This is a genomic window from Methanococcoides sp. (assembly GCF_030594565.1).
In the GTDB taxonomy this organism is placed as follows: domain Archaea; phylum Halobacteriota; class Methanosarcinia; order Methanosarcinales; family Methanosarcinaceae; genus Methanococcoides; species Methanococcoides seepicolus.
This window is the reverse complement of sequence record NZ_JAUVEY010000025.1, coordinates 1-18,078: the sequence shown is the minus strand read 5'-3', so window position 1 is coordinate 18,078 and position 18,078 is coordinate 1. Positions and strand designations below refer to the sequence as shown.

The window sequence follows — 18,078 nt, the reverse complement described above, 5'->3', positions numbered from 1 at the left end:
TAATGAAAAGTAATGAAAAATATTAAATCTAAAGCTATACATGTTCGTTCTATTATCGGTTCGAATTGCAATCTGGTCATTAATAGATGACCATGGAGATATCCCCCATGCCAATAATTACCTTACAATACGAGGATCTGGAATCACTCACTAAAGCAGACAAGGATACGATCATAGACCGCGTGCCAATGATAGGCGCGGATATCGAGCGTATTGAAAAGGAAGCCATCGACATCGAGTTCTTCCCTGACCGACCTGATCTTTACAGTGTCGAGGGAGTAGCAAGAGCAATGAGAGGTTTTATGAACATCGAGACCGGCCTTTGCCAATATGAAGTAACGCCATCTGGTGTCCATATAGAGCTCGAAGAAGGAATAAAGGATGTAAGACCTGTCATAGGATGCGCTATTGTAAGGGGTATTAATTTCACATCCAGCTCCATCAAGTCATTGATGGACCTGCAGGAAGACCTGCACTGGGGTCTTGGAAGGAACAGGAAGAAAGTGTCTATCGGGGTTCACGATATGACAAATCTCAAACCACCTTTCAAATATCAGGCGGTCAGCCCGGACTTCGAGTTCGTGCCTCTTGATTTTACTGAGCCAATGACAATGGATGAGATACTCGAAAAGCATCCAAAAGGTGTTCGCTTTGCAAACATCCTCGAAGGAATGGAGAAATATCCTTTGATAACTGATTCTGAAGGGAACGTCCTTTCATTCCCACCGATCATCAACGGAACTCTTACAAAGGTCGAGGAAAGCACTACAGACCTTTTCGTTGATGTCACAGGTCTTGGAGATGCAGTATATACCGCACTTAGTATCGTTGTGAGCGCGCTTGCCGAGAGGGGCGGAAAGATAGAGTCAGTAAAGGTAGTCTATCCTGACGGGACCGAGAAGGTCACACCGGACATGACACCAAGAGCTCTCAAAGTACCTCGCTCAGATATCGATTCACTGATCGGTATAGAACTTACAGATGATGAGATCGTAAATGAACTGAAGAGAATGAGGTTCGATGCAAACGTCCTTGAGGATGGAGAGATGTTCGAGATAAGTGTTCCAACCTACAGAGCTGATATCCTTCATAATTATGACATCGTCGAGGATATTGCCATTGGATACGGCTTTGATAAGATCAAAAGTGAATTCCCAAAAAGTGCGACCATTGGATGTGCACACCCGATCTCAATTACAAGAGGTATCATGCGTGAGATAATGGTGAGCCTTGGTTACTCCGAGGTCATGCCTTTCACCCTCACAAGCCAGAAGGTACATTTTGAATGGATGAACAGGGAAGAAACAGATGATGTGACCTTCGTACTTCATCCCATAAGCGAAGACCAGACAATGGTGCGCACCACCATATTGCCGAACCTTATCGAGATATTTTCCCTTAACCAGCACCATGAACTGCCACAGCGCCTCTTTGAAGTAGGCGAGGTAGTCGTTAATTCAAAGAACCGCCTGCACCTCGCAGCAGCCTCGATACATGCCCAGGCTAACTTCACAGAGATAAGGGAGGTCCTTGATGCAGTCATGAGGGAACGAGATATCGAATACGAGGTAATTGTATCAGATGACCCCGCATTTATCGAAGGCAGGCGCGCAGATATTCTTGTCAACGGCGAAAAGGTCGGAATGATGGGAGAGCTCTATCCTGAAGTTATTACAAACTTCGGCCTTGGACAACCCATCGTTGGATTTGAGATCGACCTTACAGAATGAACATTTGTAAATTCCCGGAAATATCCGGGAAAAATTCTTTTTTAATTGATAGTGCAAAAACTTTAAATTCTGATAAAAGAGATACGGGCCCGCCGCGATTCGAACGCGGGTCAATGGGTGTCTTCGCGGTATTTTACCACATCGAAGCCCATGAGGATGTCCTGGCTACCCTACGGGCCCTCTTTCAAAATTACGATGCTATCATTGTAATTGTTACTATTAAAGCTTTCCATCATCAAATCAGAATCATAGAACACATTATGCCATCATTAAAGAAGGGATAACTGTAGCATCATGGATATCAGTATCAACAGCAAACCAAATATTTTATTAAAGTAGGTCTCAAAAAAACCACGAAGGGATGAAACTCTAAGGTACATGAGATGAGAACCTAGCTGACCTCCGATAAAAGCCACGATCCCAAGGATCGCCAGTGTACGAAGTTCTATTTGAGCATTGCTTATGTGGGAAAGGAAACCGGAAAGGGAAGAGAACAACACCACCAAAGCAGATGTTGCAGGGGCACGTCTGACACCGAAACCCAGGAACACGAGTATCGGCACAAGGAAAATACCGCCACCTATCCCCAGCAATCCTGCAATGCCACCTATGAACATACCTGCTATTATTCCGATAGCGAAACGTTCCTTTATATCCATATTAGAAGCAGTATCATTCTCCCTGACATCTTTCGAGAGTATCATAAGTACACCGGCAGCAGCTACGACCACACTGAAAGTATGAAGGACGAACTCTTCCGGAACAGACGTGGAAACATACGCACCCAAAGGTGCAGCTATTGCAGAGGATAAGATGAACGGTGCTGCTGTTGGGAGGTCAACGGTCTTTTTCCGCAGGTAAGTAACGGACGCAGAAGCAGTTGTAACCACATTGAGCATGAGAGCCATTGCAATGGCAGTTATCAGATCGATTCCTAGCCAATAGAACAGTGGCACATAGATAACAGCACCACCCATTCCGAGAAATGAGAAGAGGATAGAAAGCAATAGCACCAATGCAACCAGAGTAAGAGGATCCATAATATCGTTTTTCCGGGAATATATCAATTCTTTGTCACGTATGCATTGTGGAACAGTTCCATCTGTTCCCTGCTACCTACCACTGCAACCACATCCCCAAGTTCAAGGACGAACAGATCATGCGGATCGATAGTAACTTCCTTATTGCGTTCAACGCCCAGTATCCTGCAACCGAACTTTTTGATAAGGTTCAGATCGACTATAGCTACATTGACCATCGAAGAACTTTCATGTAACTGGAACTTCTCGATCCCGATTCCCTCATAGAGAACAATATCTTCGAAAAGATGGTCACATTCGTATTTTGTACATGTAGAAGTTATCTTGGCAAGCATCTGTCCCGCAACAATAGAAAGAGAACCCACATAATCAGCACCTGCCTTGTATATCTTATCGATAGACCTTACAGAATTGGCACGCGAGAATATGAGGGAATCCGGTTTCATGCCACGTGAGATAAGGGTTGCAAAAATGACATCATTGTCATCGCTCAAAGTGATTATCAAAGTTGATGCTTTATCGATACCTGCTTTCTTAAGGACATCTTCATCCGTACCATTACCCACAACATAAGGGAAATCAGCATTTGATAAATTCTGCTCATTTATGTCAACGACCATAAAACTGAGCTGATGGTCTTGAAGCACCTCAACAATGCGTTTACCCACATCACCATAACCAAGTACTATCAAATGTTCATTCGTTATCATAGCAATGCCTTCACCCAGCTAAATTTTCAAGTTTTGCAAGTTGTTCCACTGTACCGGCTGCAAGGATGACAGTATTATTTTTAATTATGTCATTGCGATCAATATCGAATGTTAACTGACCGCCTTTACGCAGAGCTATGACCTTAGCACCAGTCCTATTTTCTATAGATGCCTGAAGAAGTGTCTTTCCAACAAGCGTACTTTTAGAATATATCGGAAGTTCTACAATTCGATAACCATCAAAGAACTCGGTTGCACCGGTAACCATTCCAAGGATCGGATCGACCGCCTTTTTTGCAATGAACCTGCCAAGTACGAGCTTTGGAGAAATTACCCTATCAGCACCTGCATATTTCAGGTACTTCACATTAGAAGCATCCTCAGCTACTGCGATCACCCGGACATCACTGAGCTTGCGTGCGGTCAGAGTAATATTTGCATTCTCCCTATCCGACATATTGGCAATGAGAAACCTTGCAGAATGAATATTCGCATTCTCAAGTGTGGTTTCATCGCTTGCCATACCATAAAGACATGGAATACGTTTTTTATTTATGGAACGAAGGACTTCCTCATCATCTGAGAGGATAACAAAGTCCAGCTCCTGCTCCTGAAACTCATCTATCAATGTCTCTACAAGCTGGTTATAGCCACAAACGATAATATGGTCGGACATCTTCTTAGGAACCCTTGCAGGTAAAGGAAGTTTCATTGTCTTCTCGAACCACGGAGTCACAACAAGGGTTATCAGAATACCAAAGAACATGGAAATACCAGACACCTGTACAATTATGGAAAATAACTTTCCGATGACCGACCTGAATACGATATCACCATAACCAACCGTTGTGATAGTTGAAACTACCCAATAGAAAGCATCGTGGAAGTTGGTGTGCTCGAACTGTTGCTCAAACTCCATTGTCTTAATAAAAATAAAAATATAGATAACAACGACAGCTATGGAGATACCAATATACCCTGCCATATGCGTACGTAAGAAATTAGGGTACTTCATCCAATTTACCTCTTATATCTATATTTTATCATTAATATTAGACCTATGCAAATGTATTGTACATTTAGAATCCGTGTACAATATAAGGACCGAATATCATAAAGAGGAACGATGCCAATATCAGCATTGTAAAGGATGCTGCAATGGCTGTGGACACTTCTTTTGCCTTCGTTTCATCAGAAATGAACTTACTGACCAAAGCGTGCAGATAGTCCCTGAACACATGACCACCATCAAGTGGTACTGCCGGCAGACAATTGAAGAGGCCCGCATAAAAATTGAGCCATCCCACCCACAGCAATGTGTTCGCGATCCAGAATATGCCTACTCCTAATGGCTCGCCCCATCCTATCGGAGAATAGAACTGTGCAAGCTGACCACTAAATCCCGGGAAACCTTCCCCTGCAAATCCAAATATCGGAAGACCCAGAATAATTATCCAGCCCATATATCCGCCAAGCATCGAAGGGATAGCTTTCAGAGCTTCAAGGTAGTCCTTTGCAGGGAATTCGCCTATGGATATACCAAGAGGTACAATTTCAAGACCATTTGAACCGTAATAGATACCAAGGAATCCTTTTTCGGAATCACCATCTTGACCAGAAGCCAATTCAATATCAAATATTTCTGAAGAGACGTTCTCTTCTGTAGTCTTATCCGCTCTCACTGTTACCACGGAGATGATCTGACCGGCCTTAGTGGAATTCATAAAGGTAACAAAATCTTCCGACGAACCAATTGGAGTATCATCGATCTTTATTATAAGCATACCGCTTTCAAGTCCCATTGCTTCAGCCGGAGATTCCGCAACGATACTATTGACATATGTGCCCTTTATGCCATCATCCGTATCATTTACTACCTCAATATCATAGACCAACAGGTTCTGATCTTTTGAAGCATGCAACTGAACAACGGTTCCTGCTTCTATATTGTTCATATAAAGAATGATGTCATTGGCCTTCTGTATAGAAGTGTCATCGATCTGTGTTATGACCATCCCGTTCTCAAGCCCTGCAATATCAGCTGACGAACCTGAGGTCACATTAATGATCATAGTATCGCTCATCGGTGCGATGGCACCAAGGACCGGACCGAATAGAAGGAAGAATGCAATAGCGGCAACAACGAAATTTGACATTACTCCGGCAGCGAGTATCCTTGCTCTCTGCTCCCTTGAAACGATTTTTATAGGCACAACTTCTTTCTCGGTACCCAGAATACGCCTTTCGATAGGACCATCAGTAGTATCAGCACCTAAGCCTTCTGCAGTTTCCTTTTTAACCCCGAAGAGTTCCTCTTCATCAGGCTCGGCAAAAGCACCTATAGGAACGATAGCAAGGAGAATCCCCATGGATTTGACCCTGATGCCCTCGACCCTACAGAGAATAGCATGCGAGAACTCATGGACTACAAGAGTAACAAGCAAAGCTATAGCACCCCACGTCAGGGGTATGAACTCATTGACACCTGGTATCAGAAAAATATTCCTTGCCTCATTGAACTTCCCAGGTTCCGGCAATGTGTTCTCGCCTATAGAGGTTAACATTGCAATGTCTGAAAGTATGATTATGAAGAACATGGCGAACATGCCAACGAACATAAGGACAATGCCTATGTTTGCAAAGGTTCTCCAACTTCTCTTCGGGCGTGCAAGAATATCCAACAAGGCTTGACCTCTTACCGTCCTGATCATAAGGACAGGACCATAGGTAGATATGTTGTATCGCTCGAGTATTCCTTTCTTGTCAAGTATCGATATAATTGCCCAATATACAAGGAAAAGGGCAAACAAGGTGGTAGTGCTGACCAAATGAACTCTCCTTTGTTAGTGGTACTGGATAAAATCAAGTTTTTAATTTATGTATTATTATCATCTGTACAGTCATCTGTTTCTATAAAAGATATTTCATAAGGATACAGAAGGAACAGTATCAGAACATATCAGAGAAGGAACCAAACTGCTGTGCAAAATTAAGCTGATCGACCTCTTCCCAGTCTTCAACTATTTTTCCATTTTCTATGCGACTGATCGTTATTCCTGTATAATGCACAGGTTTTTTTGTAGGTACGACTCCCTGAAACTTACCAAGATGGGTGCCACTTGCACTCCAGCGTGTCACTACCTTGTCGCCTTCTGCAATGACATCATATACCTCGAACAGAAGGTTTGGAAGGGCATAATGGATAGCTCCCATGAACTCGATCAATCCTTCAAGGTCAAGGGTAGAACCCCCGAAATGCATCTGATAATCATGACTACACTTCTTGGTCAGCATTTCCGGATGCCAGCCGCGACTGGCGACACTCAGAACAAGCTCTTTGTTACTCTCATTGTCACTGCATGAACCAGAAGATAGATTACTATCAGATCGAACGGTTGTCATCAGGATAATATAATTACTTACTCACTAATAAATATAATTCCAAAAATAGCAGAATGTTTGTAATGATAAGATCAGCATTCAATAAATATTAATAAATTCATAATTAGAACATACCATAAGCACATCAAAAAACCTCAATGAACGCATCTAATAATTACAAATTAAAATAATCACAATAGATAGGTTTATAACAAATACTACTATTACTGGTACTGTATTTCTCAAATGCGGGAGTAACCAAGTGGCCAACGGTGGCAGACTCAAGATCTGCTCGTGTAGACGTTCGGGGGTTCGAATCCCTTCTCCCGCACCATTTTAATTAGTAAGATAATCTTTTTTGACAGGCATAATAACAAGCATGGTGACAGACATGGTGACATACAAAAATGTAGTTGAGGCCACTGTAGATATAATCAGAGAGGCAGAGACACAACTCCCTGATGATGTTATAGACGCACTTAAAAGCGCAAGACAAAATGAGTCAAGTGACGTTGCAATATCACAGATCGATGCGATACTGAAGAACATTGAAATCGCAAGCAACAACAATATACCTCTTTGCCAGGACACAGGCATTCTTATCTTTTATGTAGAAATCGGAAGGGAACTGAAGCTTGATATTGACCTTAAAGGAGCTATCCTTGAAGCCTCCAGGATAGCCACACAGGAAGTTCCCCTCAGGCCAAATGCAGTACACCCCATAACAAGAAGCAATAGTAACGATAACACAGGAGACGGCCTCCCTGATATTAAATATGACTTTGTCGAAGGCGATCAGCTAAAGATAACGGTCGCACCAAAAGGTGCAGGCTCGGAGAACATGAGTGCCCTTAAGATGATGAATCCCACAGAACTGAAAGATATAAGAAAATTCATCCTTGAGACCGTTCTCAATGCTGGCGGAAGACCCTGCCCCCCAATAATCGTAGGAGTTGGTATCGGCGGATCCTTTGATAAAGCCGCCCGTCTTGCAAAAGCTGCCCTCTTGCGCAAGGTAACGGACATGAACGATGAGGAAAAGGGCATCCTCAAAGACATAAATTCCCTTGGCATCGGACCCATGGGACTTGGAGGAGATACCACAGCCCTTGCTGTCCATCTTGCCACATCCTACTGCCACACTGCCTCGCTTCCGGTAGCCATTAATATCCAGTGCTGGGCAAACAGACACGCATCCGTTGTTCTCGGAGGTGACGAATAATGGAATATCACCTTAGCACACCCCTGAAAAAAGAAGATATCGAAGGGCTCAACGCCGGCGACATTGTCTATATCTCCGGAACAGTACTGACGGCCCGTGATGAAGCGCATGCAAGGATCCTCGAACTAAAAGAAGAAGGTAAAGAACTTCCATTCAGCCTTGAAGGCGCAGCCATTTACCATTGTGGTCCACTTATGCAACAGACAGATGGAACATGGAGAGTCGTTGCAGCAGGCCCTACGACAAGTGACAGAATGTCAAAGATGACACCTGCCCTTCTTGAGAACTTCAATGTTCGCGTCCTTATTGGAAAAGGCGGAATGAACAATGTGGCTGATGCCATGAAAGAAAAATGCGTATATCTTGCCTATACCGGTGGATGTGCTGCCCTTGCATCAGGATCCATAAAGAACGTACCTGCAGTACACTGGCTCGACCTTGGAATGCCGGAAGCCGTGTGGGAACTTGAAGTTAATGAATTCGGACCTCTTATAGTAGGAATAGACACAAAAGGAGAAGACCTTTTCACATCGATAAAAGAAAAGGCAAGAAGCTCATTTTTAAAACTTTGAGCTTCTGATATTTTTTTTAATTCATTTATTTGACTGGCCATTCATTCATTTATTCATTCGTTCAACCGATAGCTCAACTATTCGATAGGCCAACATTCATAGTCCAGTCATAGTTTAAAGCACTATGAATGAAAGCCATGCAATTAACGTCAGGGCGAAAGAGTGTTTCAGCCCGGCACTCAACTTCCCTTCCCCCATCTGCCCTGCAACAAGGCCACTCATGTAACCCTGGATGAGGGTGGCATGGAAAAGTATGCGTACAAAATTATCAGCATCGAAACTACCTATGAAAGAACCACCGGCAGGTGCAGAAGATGAAGCTACACTTGCCATGTGCATAGTAGGAACGAACTTTGTAGCCAGCATCAATATCACAAAAATGAATACAAAGAATGACATGTAACTGATCACAACATAAACAGCCATGTTACCACGGCGCTCCCGTTCAAGGGTCTTGATCTCACTTGCATCCCTTGCAGCAGCCTCGAGGACAAAAGAAACACGACCTCCTGCACGATTTGCCTGAGTGATAAGTGCTACTGACCGAGTAATAAGGCTAGTGTTCATCCTTTTTCCGAAATTCTCAAGCGTATCCTCAAAAGAGATACCCCATGAAAGAGAAGCATCCATCTTACGGATCTCCGCAGTCATTTCACCGTATTCACCTTTTGCAACAGTTCCTACAGCAGACGGAAGGGTGAGACCTGCTCTGCTCATCTCTGCAATATCACGAAGAAAATTTGGAAGATATTCCTCTACCTTGTTGATGTAACTTGCTTTACGATAGTATGTCAATGCAGGAGGGAGCATAAATATCCAGCTTGAAATAATTAGAACATTATCAATGCCAGGTGTACCCCAGGTCAAGTACAAACCAGCGATCATGAATATAATTGCTGCCGGTCCACTGAAGATCATGGCATAATAAGGATATGTTGAAAAGGAACCTTTGGGATTCCTCATGAAATCTCTTAAACGATCATCTTTCTTGACATCATCAAGCTTCATTAGGATGACCTGTTCTTCATAGGCACTGAGCTGATCCTCATCAAGTTCATCAATTTCAACAATATTTTTTCCGGTCTTTTTATTGAACTTCATGATCATTCCTCCGGAGTTATTAAACTTATTATCACGAGAAACATCGCACTTCCAACTGGGATCAGGCCATAAACAAGAATGTATAGGAACATATCATCTGCACCACCCATGAGTGATACGATAGCTATTGTGATAATAAGGAACAAAGGACCAGCCACAAATGCAGTAACATATGTCTCACCAAGAAGACCGAGAGTTTCCAGAAACTCTTTCTGTCTCTGCCTGTTATCAATGATATACTGTTCAGCCTTTATCTTGAAATATGGCTCAAGCTCACCACCAGAAGTTACAACGGTGATAGCACCCTGAAGGAATTCCTGTAACATCGGAGATGGTGTTGCAGATGCAAGGTTCTTCATTGCAGACACAAGGTTACTGCCAAGAACTTCCAGATCACGTACGAGATATTTTGATTCAACACACATCTCACCATAGATCTCATTGTTTGAAAGAGCACGGAAAAGATCGACCGGAAGAACTCCTGCACCAGACATTGCAGACATATAGTTGATAGCATAAGGCAACATATGTTCGATCTTACGTTTTCTATCACCTGCGATCATAGCGGGATAATATTTCAGGAATGAATAAACACTGCCAAAACATAAAGCTGCAAAAGTAAGACCCCCAAAGACCGCTACCAGTATAGGCTGGTAAGGACGATAAGCAGCAGTCCATGCTGGAAAACCAAACCTATTTGCCTCTATCACTGGCACACCAACAAGTGCTATAACAGAAAAAAATAGGAGAAGTATACCTAATGTAGCGAGAATAGATATCAGGAGGACACCAGAAAGATATCTATCATACCCCAGATTCATCCTTGACCTGAGAAGATTTTGTCTTAAGGTAAAATACTTTGAACGTTTGTCCACATAGTATTTACCAAAAAGTGCAAAAGCTATATTGAGATATTTATCCATTCAGATCCTGCCTTACAACTTTCATTAATGTTTCAGGCTCACGCCTGTGCGCAACCACTATCTTGGAGAAATCCCTGAAGTATGTGATATTCTTCAAGCGTGTCCATTCGATAACGTCTTGCCGCTGCTGTAATTCTTCCTTGACCCTAGCATCATCCCAGCCTCTTGATTCCATTAGATCATCAAGGATGTAGGAACGACCGGAATATTGGAACAAGTCTTTTGCTGCATTCCATACAAATACCTCGTTAGTCAGAAGTTCACCAGACCTTGGATCAACCCCTATGACCTCGGTAAGTGATTTACATCTCCTTACCCTCTCATCCCCAATTTTCACCTGTGCCTGAATTGCTACAATATCAAGGGCTTGGATCATGATCCTGGGCACATTGATGGGGGGATTCTCAAGCCTGTGTACGATCGATGATACGGAATCTGCATGCATAGTGGAAAATGTTGTGTGCCCTGTGGACATTGCCTGGAAAAGCACATATGCTTCGGCACCCCTAACTTCACCCACGAGGATAAATTCCGGACGCTGACGAAGTGCAGCCTTCAAAAGTTCATACATCTCAATGGAACCTTTATTTTCACCTCCAAAAGCATCACGCGTAACACCAGGTATCCAATTAGGGTGAGCAAGGTTCAATTCTCTTGTATCTTCAATTGAAACAATTTTCATTTCAGGCTGAATAAAAGTGGAAACAGCATTCATCGCAGTGGTCTTGCCTGAAGCAGTGCCGCCTGCGAAAATAAGACTCCTACTTGAATCAACAGCAAGCCAGAGATATGCCAGCATTGCAGTAGAAAATGTATGATATCCCACAAGATCAGCAGGCATAATTGGATTCTCATTGAATCTACGAATAGTAAAAGTACTTCCCCTTGTGGTGATCTCCCTTCCAAGAGTCATCTGTATACGGGAACCATCAGGCAATGTTGCATCCAAGATTGGATTCGCAATGGAAATATGTTTGCCACAAATTTGAGCTAGCCTTATGATAAAAGCATTTAATCCATCTTCATCATCGAAAATTATATTGGAAGGTATGGATTCATACTTTTTATGATAAACATAGACAGGAGTGTTCGGACCATCACCTGAAATATCCTCGATCTCCAGATCACGCATAATGGCATCTACTTCACCATAGCCAAGATAATCACGAATAATGTAATAATTGATCTTCTCACGAGTTATGGTGGTGAGTCTGATCCTGTAATCGATCAGGAAAGAATTAACATTTGACCTCAGATACTCTTCGGAATCAAGTCTGTTCATACTTTTCAGATGAGCATCCATAACTTCGCCAAGACGTTCTTTTACCATCTTGAAAAGCCTTGTTTCCTCTTTGGAAAGTTCAGGTTCAAGTACCTGGTATAGGTATTCATGAATTTCAGGATTATAAGCTACTCTAATGTAAGAATATGGTGGATTCACATTATAGAATTCCATTTCATTATAAGCAGAATCTGCTGGAAGGGTTATTTCTACAAGAGGACCGTGTTTTGCGAGATCATAATCTTCCAGTTCAAAAGCTTTTGCGCTAATCATATTCAAGAACTTCTTGAAAAACGAATCCGGTTTTATCTCAAGTGGGATAACCTCTGGAATGCTTTTCTCTGAACCAAGTTCTTTCAGGGTCTTTTCCCATACCAAACTAACCGCATCCGGCAATTCAGAGCTGTCGTCAACATTTTCATCGGCAAATTCAAGCAATTCCTCAATATCGCTCTCCAACTCTTCTTTAGAAAGAAGCTCGGCCTGAGAATCATCTTCAACAATCTCTACAATATTTGACAATTGATCTTCCGAGGATTTACTCGTACCCACTTCCCCTAAAGATGAACTTGATGACAAGTCATCCTCTACCACATCTATTGTATTCATTGTAATATTCTCCGCAGACATATTTTCGTCTTTTTTGCATCGAACCCATTATCAGAACTTTCTATCATTCTACCAAACCTTTTGTGATCGATATTCTTTGATGGAACGAAATAGAGGCGCTACCCTCAGATATGTCTTCATTATTGTGCAGATTGTGTACATTCTATTACTGCAAGTTGCACAGCATTATCATCATTATAATTATTATAGTAGCGTTTTATAAAAGATTATTGGTTATACAATAGGTAAAACTAGCATCAGCACAACCCAGAAAGGTCAGCCAATGTAAACCTATATATCCAGAAAAATGAAATTACTAAAGAGATAAAGGTGAGACAATGCAACTAAAAGTACAACCCATTGATATCAAAGTAGGCAAATATAAAGTGATCCTAAACACGATTGATGCTAAGGAGCTAGGTGTCAATGAAGGAGATAGGGTACGTATAAGGAACCACGAGACCCTTACAGCCATCGTGGATTTTACCGAAGATATGATATCCCCCGGCATGATAGGGCTATACCATGAAGTAAAAGAGGCACTGAATAAGGAATGGACTGAGACGGTCGAGATATTCCCTGCTGAAAAACCAAAGTCCACATACATTATTAGAAAGACAATGGATGGACAGAAGCTCTCAAAGGAAGAGATAGACATACTTGTGAAGGATATCGTTGAAGAGAACCTTGCCGAGATAGAAATTGCTGCATTCCTCACTGCCACATATATAAACGACATGACCGATGATGAAACCGAATGGCTTACCCGTGCCATGATAGATTCTGGAGACACACTGGATTTCGAGACCCATCCAATAATGGATAAACACTCCATCGGAGGAGTTCCCGGAAATAAGATCTCATTGCTAATCGTTCCCATAGTAGCTGCAAACGGATTACTTATACCAAAGACCAGTTCAAGGGCCATCACTGGTGCAGGAGGGACCGCAGATCTGATGGAGATACTTGCACCTGTTGAGTTCGATGCTGCTGAAATTAAGAGGATGACCGAAGAGGTCGGTGGCGTACTTGTCTGGGGCGGTGCTACCAATATTGCACCTGCTGATGATAAGCTCATAAAGATCGAATACCCACTTTCAATTGACCCGCATTGCCAGATGCTTGCATCCATCATGGCAAAGAAAGGTGCCATTGGTGCAGACCATGTCGTAATGGACATACCCACAGGACCCGGTACGAAGATAAAGAACGTACAGGAAGGAAGAAAGCTCGCAAGAGACCTGATCAATCTTGGTGACAGGCTCGGCATGGATGTGGATTGTGCCCTGACCTATGGTGCCTCCCCCGTGGGACGCACTATCGGACCTGCACTTGAAGTAATCGAGGCATTGAAGGTCCTTGAGAGCTTTGAGGGACCGAACAGTCTGATAGAGAAGAGTGCATCACTTGCTGGAATGCTTCTTGAGATGGGAAATGTGGCTGGCAAAGACCAGGGATATGACCTTGCCATTGAGACCCTCAAGAACGGAAAGGCACTGGCGAAGTTCAAAGAGATCATCAAGATACAGGGTGGAAATCCTGATGTGACCCACAAGGACATTTCCGTGGGAGAGTTCACTGAAGATATCATTGCCCCTAATAACGGATATATACTTGAGATGGATAACAAACGCCTTGTTCAGATCGCAAGGCTTGCAGGAGCACCTAACGATAAAGGTGCAGGATTGCTTTTGCATAAGAAACATGGAGAACCTTTGAAAGAAGGAGAAACTATGATGACCATTTATGCAGAGAAGAAATCAAAACTTGAAAACTCGGTTAAGAGCGCTAAGGAACGAACACCTTTCATCGTAGAGGGAATGATGCTGGAGCGCATCCAGAGTTTCAAGGAGATCTAATTACAATGCAAAAGATTGTGATCCTCCGACTCGGACATCGTCCAGAGAGGGATAAAAGGATAACCACCCATGTAGGCCTTACAGCCCGGGCCCTCGGTGCTGAAGGCATGCTCTTGGCATCCAATGATAAAGGAATAAAGAATGCCATCGAAGATGTAGCCGAGCGCTGGGGTGGCGATTTCTATGTTGAAAATGATGTCAACTGGAAGAGCGAGATCGAAAAATGGAAAGAGGAAGGCGGTAAAGTATGCCACCTTTCCATGTACGGGATAAATCTTCCTGATGCTGCCGGAGAGATCAAGTTGTGCGATAAGCTCATGATAGTGGTCGGTGCTGAAAAGGTACCCACGGAGATATATAACCTGGCCGACTGGAATGTTGCCATTGGGAATCAGCCACATTCCGAAGTTGCCGCTGTCGCCCTCACAATGGACAGGATAGCACAGGAAGAGCCGCTCAAACGTGAATTCGGAAATGCGGAACTCACTATCGTTCCAATGGAACGCGGGAAACGAGTTATTAACAATGTGAAAGAAGAGTGAGACCAGCATGGTCCACTCTTTTTGATATTTCGAGTTCAAAAGGGCTGCTGGCATTCATTCAATATTTTGTATTCAGACTTCCTTTTTTACTTTACTTTACTTTACTTTTTCATTGCACTCATCGTCATCTTCTTCAGAAGAAGCGACCGCAACTCCCCTATTGACCGGTGGTTTATCGAACTTCCCATAGCCACGGTGTTTTTTGCAGCCAGGTGCTTTTGACTGCTCTATCATCAGTTCATCCAGTTCTTCGTCTGAAAGTTCTTCATGTTCTTTTTCTGCCATCATCTCACCTTGAGGAAAGGATCGTTCGCAATGAATTCAACATCGATCTTTAATAAGTCCTTCAAACGTTCACAGAGAGTTTCCATTGCAGGGTTCTCTGTTGCATAATGGGTAGCATCCACAAGGAGCAGGTCATCATAGCTGCGGAGAACATCGTGTTTCAGTTCAGCAGAAACATAGGCATCCACATCGTTGTCCCTTGCGATATCGAGATAGTCGTCCTTGAAACCACTGCCACCAAAGACCATTACTTTTTTAATGGTATCCTTTTCCCCAACATACTGAAGATGAGTGTTCAGACTTTTTGCCACATGGTCGATGAACACATCCAGAGGACATTCGTCAATAGTACCTATACGCCCCATGCCCACCTCATATACGTCGTTAAGACCCAGACGTTGAGCGAGCACATCGTTCACACCACCCTTTGCACTGTCATAGTTCGTATGCATCGAATAAAGGGATATTTCATGCTCAAGTGCAATTTTTAGCAGGCCAGCAAGCTCTTTTGAGATAAGGTTCACAGAATGGAATATCAATGTGTGATGGGTGATGAGCAGGTCTGCGCCTATCTGTGCTACACGTTCCAGGACATATTCGGTAGGGTCAAGTGCAACTGCTATTCTTTTGATATCGTTGTCGAGGTCAAGTGTGAGACCTATTCGCCCAATATCAAAATCCTCTGCAAGTTCAGGAGAGGCGATCTCCTCAAGTGTTTCGACTACTTTTGATAACTCCATGCTATATCAATAAAATTCTTGGAAATATCAAGTTATCGGAAAAACAAGAGTAAGTAAGGTTAAAACATGTTAATTTTAAAATGATAAAACAATAAGATCCTGATCAAATCGATACATTTATAACCGATATGTTCATTCATACATAACGCTTGCTTAGACTATGTTAAATTCGAATGTATGACCGCTAAATAGTGCAAACCGGCATATTGGGATAGCTGAATTCCACTAAGCTCTCCATTAGTAATGCCACTTGTCCGTTCATCTACTCCGTAAGAACAGCAGCATTTATTGACCACAGTGGTCATACGATCGTATTTTTTAACAAATATGATATTAAATCTAAATTATGAAACAATAGGTGAAACCATGATTGAAGAATTCGAACATTATCTGCTTGAGGATTGCCCCTACGGAGATGAGACCACAGAACTGCTCGGTATCGAAGGAGAAGGAAGTCTGACGATCAGGTCAAGAGACCCCGGTATTGCCTCCTGTGCAGACGATCTGGCAGAATTCTATGAGAAGAAAGGCTTGAAAGTGAACATGCATCTCGAAAACGGAAAAGAGTTTGTAGAGAATGCTGTGCTTTTCGAAGCGGAAGGCGACCTGTGTAAGCTTTTCAAGTTCTGGAGGATCTCACAGACATTTCTTTCAATGACCTGCGCCATTGCGACAAAGACAAAGAGAATGGTGGACAGTGCAAGAGAAGTGAATCCTGATATAATGATAGCCACAAGCAGGAAGACACATCCCGGATTTCGCAAATACGAATTAAGGTCCGTACATGTCGGTGGCGGTGACCATCATCGAAATTCCCTTAGTGATTCCATACTGATAACACAGAACCATTTCAATGTGGTCGGTTCTTTTGAAAAGCTCAGGGCCATGAGGAAGATAGAGATAGAACCACGCACAAAGGAAGAAGTTTTCCAGTACGCCCCCATAGCAGATATCCTGCTACTCGACCACTACAGCCCTGAAGAGCTAAAAGAAGTGGCACCAAAACTTAGAAAGATAAATCCAAAGCTCGAGCTTGCTGTCGGCGGTGTTTCATTTGAAGAAATCCCGAAATATGCAGCTTCAGTGGATTTTGTCGTGACCACAGCCCCATTTTATGCAAGCCCTTTTGACCTTACGACTAACATAGAGAGATTGTGAACGGCGGGTTTCCAGATCCCAATATTGCCGGTCAGCAAGAAGAATAGCAGGACCTCAACAATTAAAGGACCTGAAGAATATCAATTTTTCATAGAAAAATGAAATAGTTAGATTTCTCTGTTGAACCCTGAAACCCCATAAACTGTTGATAATAATTGTACTTACCATTTTCACATATGCATTCTGCCAGCAAAATAAGTAAATAATAAGTAATCACAAAATTAGTGTAAGACAATTGGGGGCATTAAATGTCTGAACATGAAGAACTTGAACACAAAGAGTTACTGGATAGTATGAGCGATAAACTTGGTTTCACTCCTCGCATCCTTGAAACCGTTGGGGACCTTGACCCGGATTTTTTAAAGAAATATAACCGTTGCAACCATAAACTGTTGTCCGATGGTACTCTGCCAGCAAAGATGAAAATACTGATGGCTCTGGCAGTGGTTGCATCCAAACAGTGCGATAGGTGTACTATTGTGCAAATGCAAAGTGCGCTCAAGAACGGTGCTACCAAGGAAGAGATCATGGAAACCATGGAGGTCATCTACATCACATCTGGAGCTCCAGCTGTCGCATCCTGCAGGGAAGCTTTGAAACAACTAAAATAAAGACGGGATTATTTTTAGATAAAAATCAATTGGGGAAAAATATGCCACCACATAGTGGTACATTAGATTGACCTGCTATAAATACTGCAAGTATTTTTATGCAGTTCTTCATTTTAAAGGTGTAGCATATCCACCAGAGGATGCACTACACCCCTTGATTGATATTTTCTTATATGATTCTTTACTTGTGGACCAGACAAACTATGGAATGAGGTGTGACTATTGGAATCTGAAAATGAGTATCGCATGATCTTTGAAAGTTCTCCATTGGGTATCATTTACTTCGATGAGAATGGGATGATCACCTTCTGCA

General features: G+C 42.7%; 18 protein-coding genes and 2 tRNA genes. 9 read left to right on the top strand and 11 right to left on the bottom strand.

Annotation, left to right across the window (positions count from 1 at the left end; genetic code table 11):
• Positions 1-107 precede the first annotated feature (107 nt).
• Complete coding sequence (pheT, locus tag QAS77_RS03680) at positions 108-1,730, top strand: phenylalanine--tRNA ligase subunit beta (protein ID WP_305064184.1); 1,623 nt, start codon at positions 108-110, stop codon at positions 1,728-1,730.
• Positions 1,731-1,814: 84 nt separating this feature from the next.
• On the opposite strand, the gene QAS77_RS03675 is transcribed toward pheT, so the two are convergent.
• From QAS77_RS03675 to QAS77_RS03650, 6 genes are all read right to left on the bottom strand, one after another.
• A tRNA-Arg gene (locus QAS77_RS03675) sits at positions 1,815-1,910 on the bottom strand.
• An 89-nt stretch (positions 1,911-1,999) separates the two neighbouring features.
• Complete coding sequence (locus QAS77_RS03670; RefSeq protein ID WP_305064183.1) at positions 2,000-2,770, bottom strand: sulfite exporter TauE/SafE family protein; 771 nt, start codon at positions 2,768-2,770, stop codon at positions 2,000-2,002.
• A gap of 23 nt (positions 2,771-2,793) precedes the next feature.
• Positions 2,794-3,480 (bottom strand): potassium channel family protein, encoded by a 687-nt coding sequence (locus QAS77_RS03665; RefSeq protein WP_305064182.1) that lies wholly within the window; start codon positions 3,478-3,480, stop codon positions 2,794-2,796.
• 10 nt (positions 3,481-3,490) lie between these two features.
• On the bottom strand, positions 3,491-4,495 hold the full coding sequence (locus tag QAS77_RS03660; RefSeq protein WP_305064181.1) for a potassium channel family protein: 1,005 nt from the start codon (positions 4,493-4,495) through the stop codon (positions 3,491-3,493).
• A gap of 64 nt (positions 4,496-4,559) precedes the next feature.
• Positions 4,560-6,308: a site-2 protease family protein gene (locus tag QAS77_RS03655; RefSeq protein WP_305064180.1), complete on the bottom strand. Its 1,749-nt coding sequence runs from the start codon at positions 6,306-6,308 to the stop codon at positions 4,560-4,562.
• A gap of 121 nt (positions 6,309-6,429) precedes the next feature.
• Positions 6,430-6,882: an ester cyclase gene (locus QAS77_RS03650; protein WP_305064179.1), complete on the bottom strand. Its 453-nt coding sequence runs from the start codon at positions 6,880-6,882 to the stop codon at positions 6,430-6,432.
• A 227-nt stretch (positions 6,883-7,109) separates the two neighbouring features.
• Here QAS77_RS03650 and QAS77_RS03645 point away from each other — a divergent pair.
• The 3 genes from QAS77_RS03645 (at position 7,110) to QAS77_RS03635 (ending at position 8,655) form a co-directional block, all read left to right on the top strand.
• Positions 7,110-7,195: transfer RNA gene (locus QAS77_RS03645), tRNA-Leu, on the top strand.
• 57 nt (positions 7,196-7,252) lie between these two features.
• Positions 7,253-8,083 (top strand): fumarate hydratase, encoded by an 831-nt coding sequence (locus tag QAS77_RS03640; protein ID WP_250868304.1) that lies wholly within the window; start codon positions 7,253-7,255, stop codon positions 8,081-8,083.
• Positions 8,083-8,655: a FumA C-terminus/TtdB family hydratase beta subunit gene (locus QAS77_RS03635; RefSeq protein ID WP_305064178.1), complete on the top strand. Its 573-nt coding sequence runs from the start codon at positions 8,083-8,085 to the stop codon at positions 8,653-8,655. The genes QAS77_RS03640 and QAS77_RS03635 overlap by 1 nt, the downstream gene beginning before the upstream one ends.
• A gap of 114 nt (positions 8,656-8,769) precedes the next feature.
• On the opposite strand, the gene QAS77_RS03630 is transcribed toward QAS77_RS03635, so the two are convergent.
• The 3 genes from QAS77_RS03630 to QAS77_RS03620 are packed head-to-tail and all read right to left on the bottom strand — an operon-like array spanning position 8,770 to position 12,570.
• Positions 8,770-9,756: a type II secretion system F family protein gene (locus QAS77_RS03630; RefSeq protein WP_305064177.1), complete on the bottom strand. Its 987-nt coding sequence runs from the start codon at positions 9,754-9,756 to the stop codon at positions 8,770-8,772.
• Positions 9,757-9,758: 2 nt separating this feature from the next.
• Positions 9,759-10,679 (bottom strand): type II secretion system F family protein, encoded by a 921-nt coding sequence (locus QAS77_RS03625; protein WP_250868307.1) that lies wholly within the window; start codon positions 10,677-10,679, stop codon positions 9,759-9,761.
• Complete coding sequence (locus QAS77_RS03620; RefSeq protein ID WP_305064176.1) at positions 10,672-12,570, bottom strand: type II/IV secretion system ATPase subunit; 1,899 nt, start codon at positions 12,568-12,570, stop codon at positions 10,672-10,674. Before QAS77_RS03620 ends, QAS77_RS03625 begins: the two co-directional genes overlap by 8 nt.
• A 338-nt stretch (positions 12,571-12,908) precedes the next feature.
• Between QAS77_RS03620 and QAS77_RS03615 the strand changes: the two genes are divergently transcribed.
• Both QAS77_RS03615 and QAS77_RS03610 read left to right on the top strand, forming a co-directional pair.
• Positions 12,909-14,429: an AMP phosphorylase gene (locus QAS77_RS03615; RefSeq protein WP_305064175.1), complete on the top strand. Its 1,521-nt coding sequence runs from the start codon at positions 12,909-12,911 to the stop codon at positions 14,427-14,429.
• A 5-nt stretch (positions 14,430-14,434) separates the two neighbouring features.
• Complete coding sequence (locus QAS77_RS03610) at positions 14,435-14,971, top strand: tRNA (cytidine(56)-2'-O)-methyltransferase (RefSeq protein WP_250868310.1); 537 nt, start codon at positions 14,435-14,437, stop codon at positions 14,969-14,971.
• Positions 14,972-15,067: 96 nt separating this feature from the next.
• Here QAS77_RS03610 and QAS77_RS03605 read toward each other — a convergent pair whose 3' ends face one another.
• Both QAS77_RS03605 and QAS77_RS03600 read right to left on the bottom strand, forming a co-directional pair.
• A complete protein-coding gene (locus tag QAS77_RS03605) occupies positions 15,068-15,256 on the bottom strand; it encodes a hypothetical protein (protein ID WP_305064174.1) in 189 nt (62 codons plus the stop codon).
• Positions 15,256-15,996, bottom strand: coding sequence for a Nif3-like dinuclear metal center hexameric protein (locus QAS77_RS03600; protein ID WP_250867983.1), 741 nt, complete (start codon positions 15,994-15,996; stop codon positions 15,256-15,258). Before QAS77_RS03600 ends, QAS77_RS03605 begins: the two co-directional genes overlap by 1 nt.
• Positions 15,997-16,362: 366 nt before the next feature.
• Between QAS77_RS03600 and QAS77_RS03595 the strand changes: the two genes are divergently transcribed.
• The 3 genes from QAS77_RS03595 to QAS77_RS03585 form a co-directional block, all read left to right on the top strand.
• The gene (locus QAS77_RS03595) at positions 16,363-17,154 is read left to right on the top strand and encodes a nicotinate-nucleotide pyrophosphorylase (RefSeq protein WP_250867982.1); all 792 of its coding nucleotides are present in this window, start codon (positions 16,363-16,365) and stop codon (positions 17,152-17,154) included.
• 248 nt (positions 17,155-17,402) lie between these two features.
• On the top strand, positions 17,403-17,765 hold the full coding sequence (locus QAS77_RS03590) for a carboxymuconolactone decarboxylase family protein (RefSeq protein ID WP_305064173.1): 363 nt from the start codon (positions 17,403-17,405) through the stop codon (positions 17,763-17,765).
• 222 nt (positions 17,766-17,987) lie between these two features.
• Positions 17,988-18,078: PAS domain S-box protein (locus tag QAS77_RS03585; RefSeq protein WP_305064185.1), on the top strand; the 91-nt coding region annotated here is incomplete at its 3' end.

Bases quoted from the DNA above. Each gene is read 5' to 3' on its own strand.
- pheT (WP_305064184.1), top strand. From the start codon at position 108: ATGCCAATAATTACCTTACAATACGAGGATCTGGAATCACTCACTAAA.
- QAS77_RS03670 (WP_305064183.1), bottom strand. From the start codon at position 2,770: ATGGATCCTCTTACTCTGGTTGCATTGGTGCTATTGCTTTCTATCCTC.
- QAS77_RS03665 (WP_305064182.1), bottom strand. From the start codon at position 3,480: ATGATAACGAATGAACATTTGATAGTACTTGGTTATGGTGATGTGGGT.
- QAS77_RS03660 (WP_305064181.1), bottom strand. From the start codon at position 4,495: ATGAAGTACCCTAATTTCTTACGTACGCATATGGCAGGGTATATTGGT.
- QAS77_RS03650 (WP_305064179.1), bottom strand. From the start codon at position 6,882: ATGACAACCGTTCGATCTGATAGTAATCTATCTTCTGGTTCATGCAGT.
- QAS77_RS03640 (WP_250868304.1), top strand. From the start codon at position 7,253: ATGGTGACATACAAAAATGTAGTTGAGGCCACTGTAGATATAATCAGA.
- QAS77_RS03635 (WP_305064178.1), top strand. From the start codon at position 8,083: ATGGAATATCACCTTAGCACACCCCTGAAAAAAGAAGATATCGAAGGG.
- QAS77_RS03630 (WP_305064177.1), bottom strand. From the start codon at position 9,756: ATGAAGTTCAATAAAAAGACCGGAAAAAATATTGTTGAAATTGATGAA.
- QAS77_RS03625 (WP_250868307.1), bottom strand. From the start codon at position 10,679: ATGGATAAATATCTCAATATAGCTTTTGCACTTTTTGGTAAATACTAT.
- QAS77_RS03620 (WP_305064176.1), bottom strand. From the start codon at position 12,570: ATGAATACAATAGATGTGGTAGAGGATGACTTGTCATCAAGTTCATCT.
- QAS77_RS03615 (WP_305064175.1), top strand. From the start codon at position 12,909: ATGCAACTAAAAGTACAACCCATTGATATCAAAGTAGGCAAATATAAA.
- QAS77_RS03610 (WP_250868310.1), top strand. From the start codon at position 14,435: ATGCAAAAGATTGTGATCCTCCGACTCGGACATCGTCCAGAGAGGGAT.
- QAS77_RS03605 (WP_305064174.1), bottom strand. From the start codon at position 15,256: ATGGCAGAAAAAGAACATGAAGAACTTTCAGACGAAGAACTGGATGAA.
- QAS77_RS03600 (WP_250867983.1), bottom strand. From the start codon at position 15,996: ATGGAGTTATCAAAAGTAGTCGAAACACTTGAGGAGATCGCCTCTCCT.
- QAS77_RS03595 (WP_250867982.1), top strand. From the start codon at position 16,363: ATGATTGAAGAATTCGAACATTATCTGCTTGAGGATTGCCCCTACGGA.
- QAS77_RS03590 (WP_305064173.1), top strand. From the start codon at position 17,403: ATGTCTGAACATGAAGAACTTGAACACAAAGAGTTACTGGATAGTATG.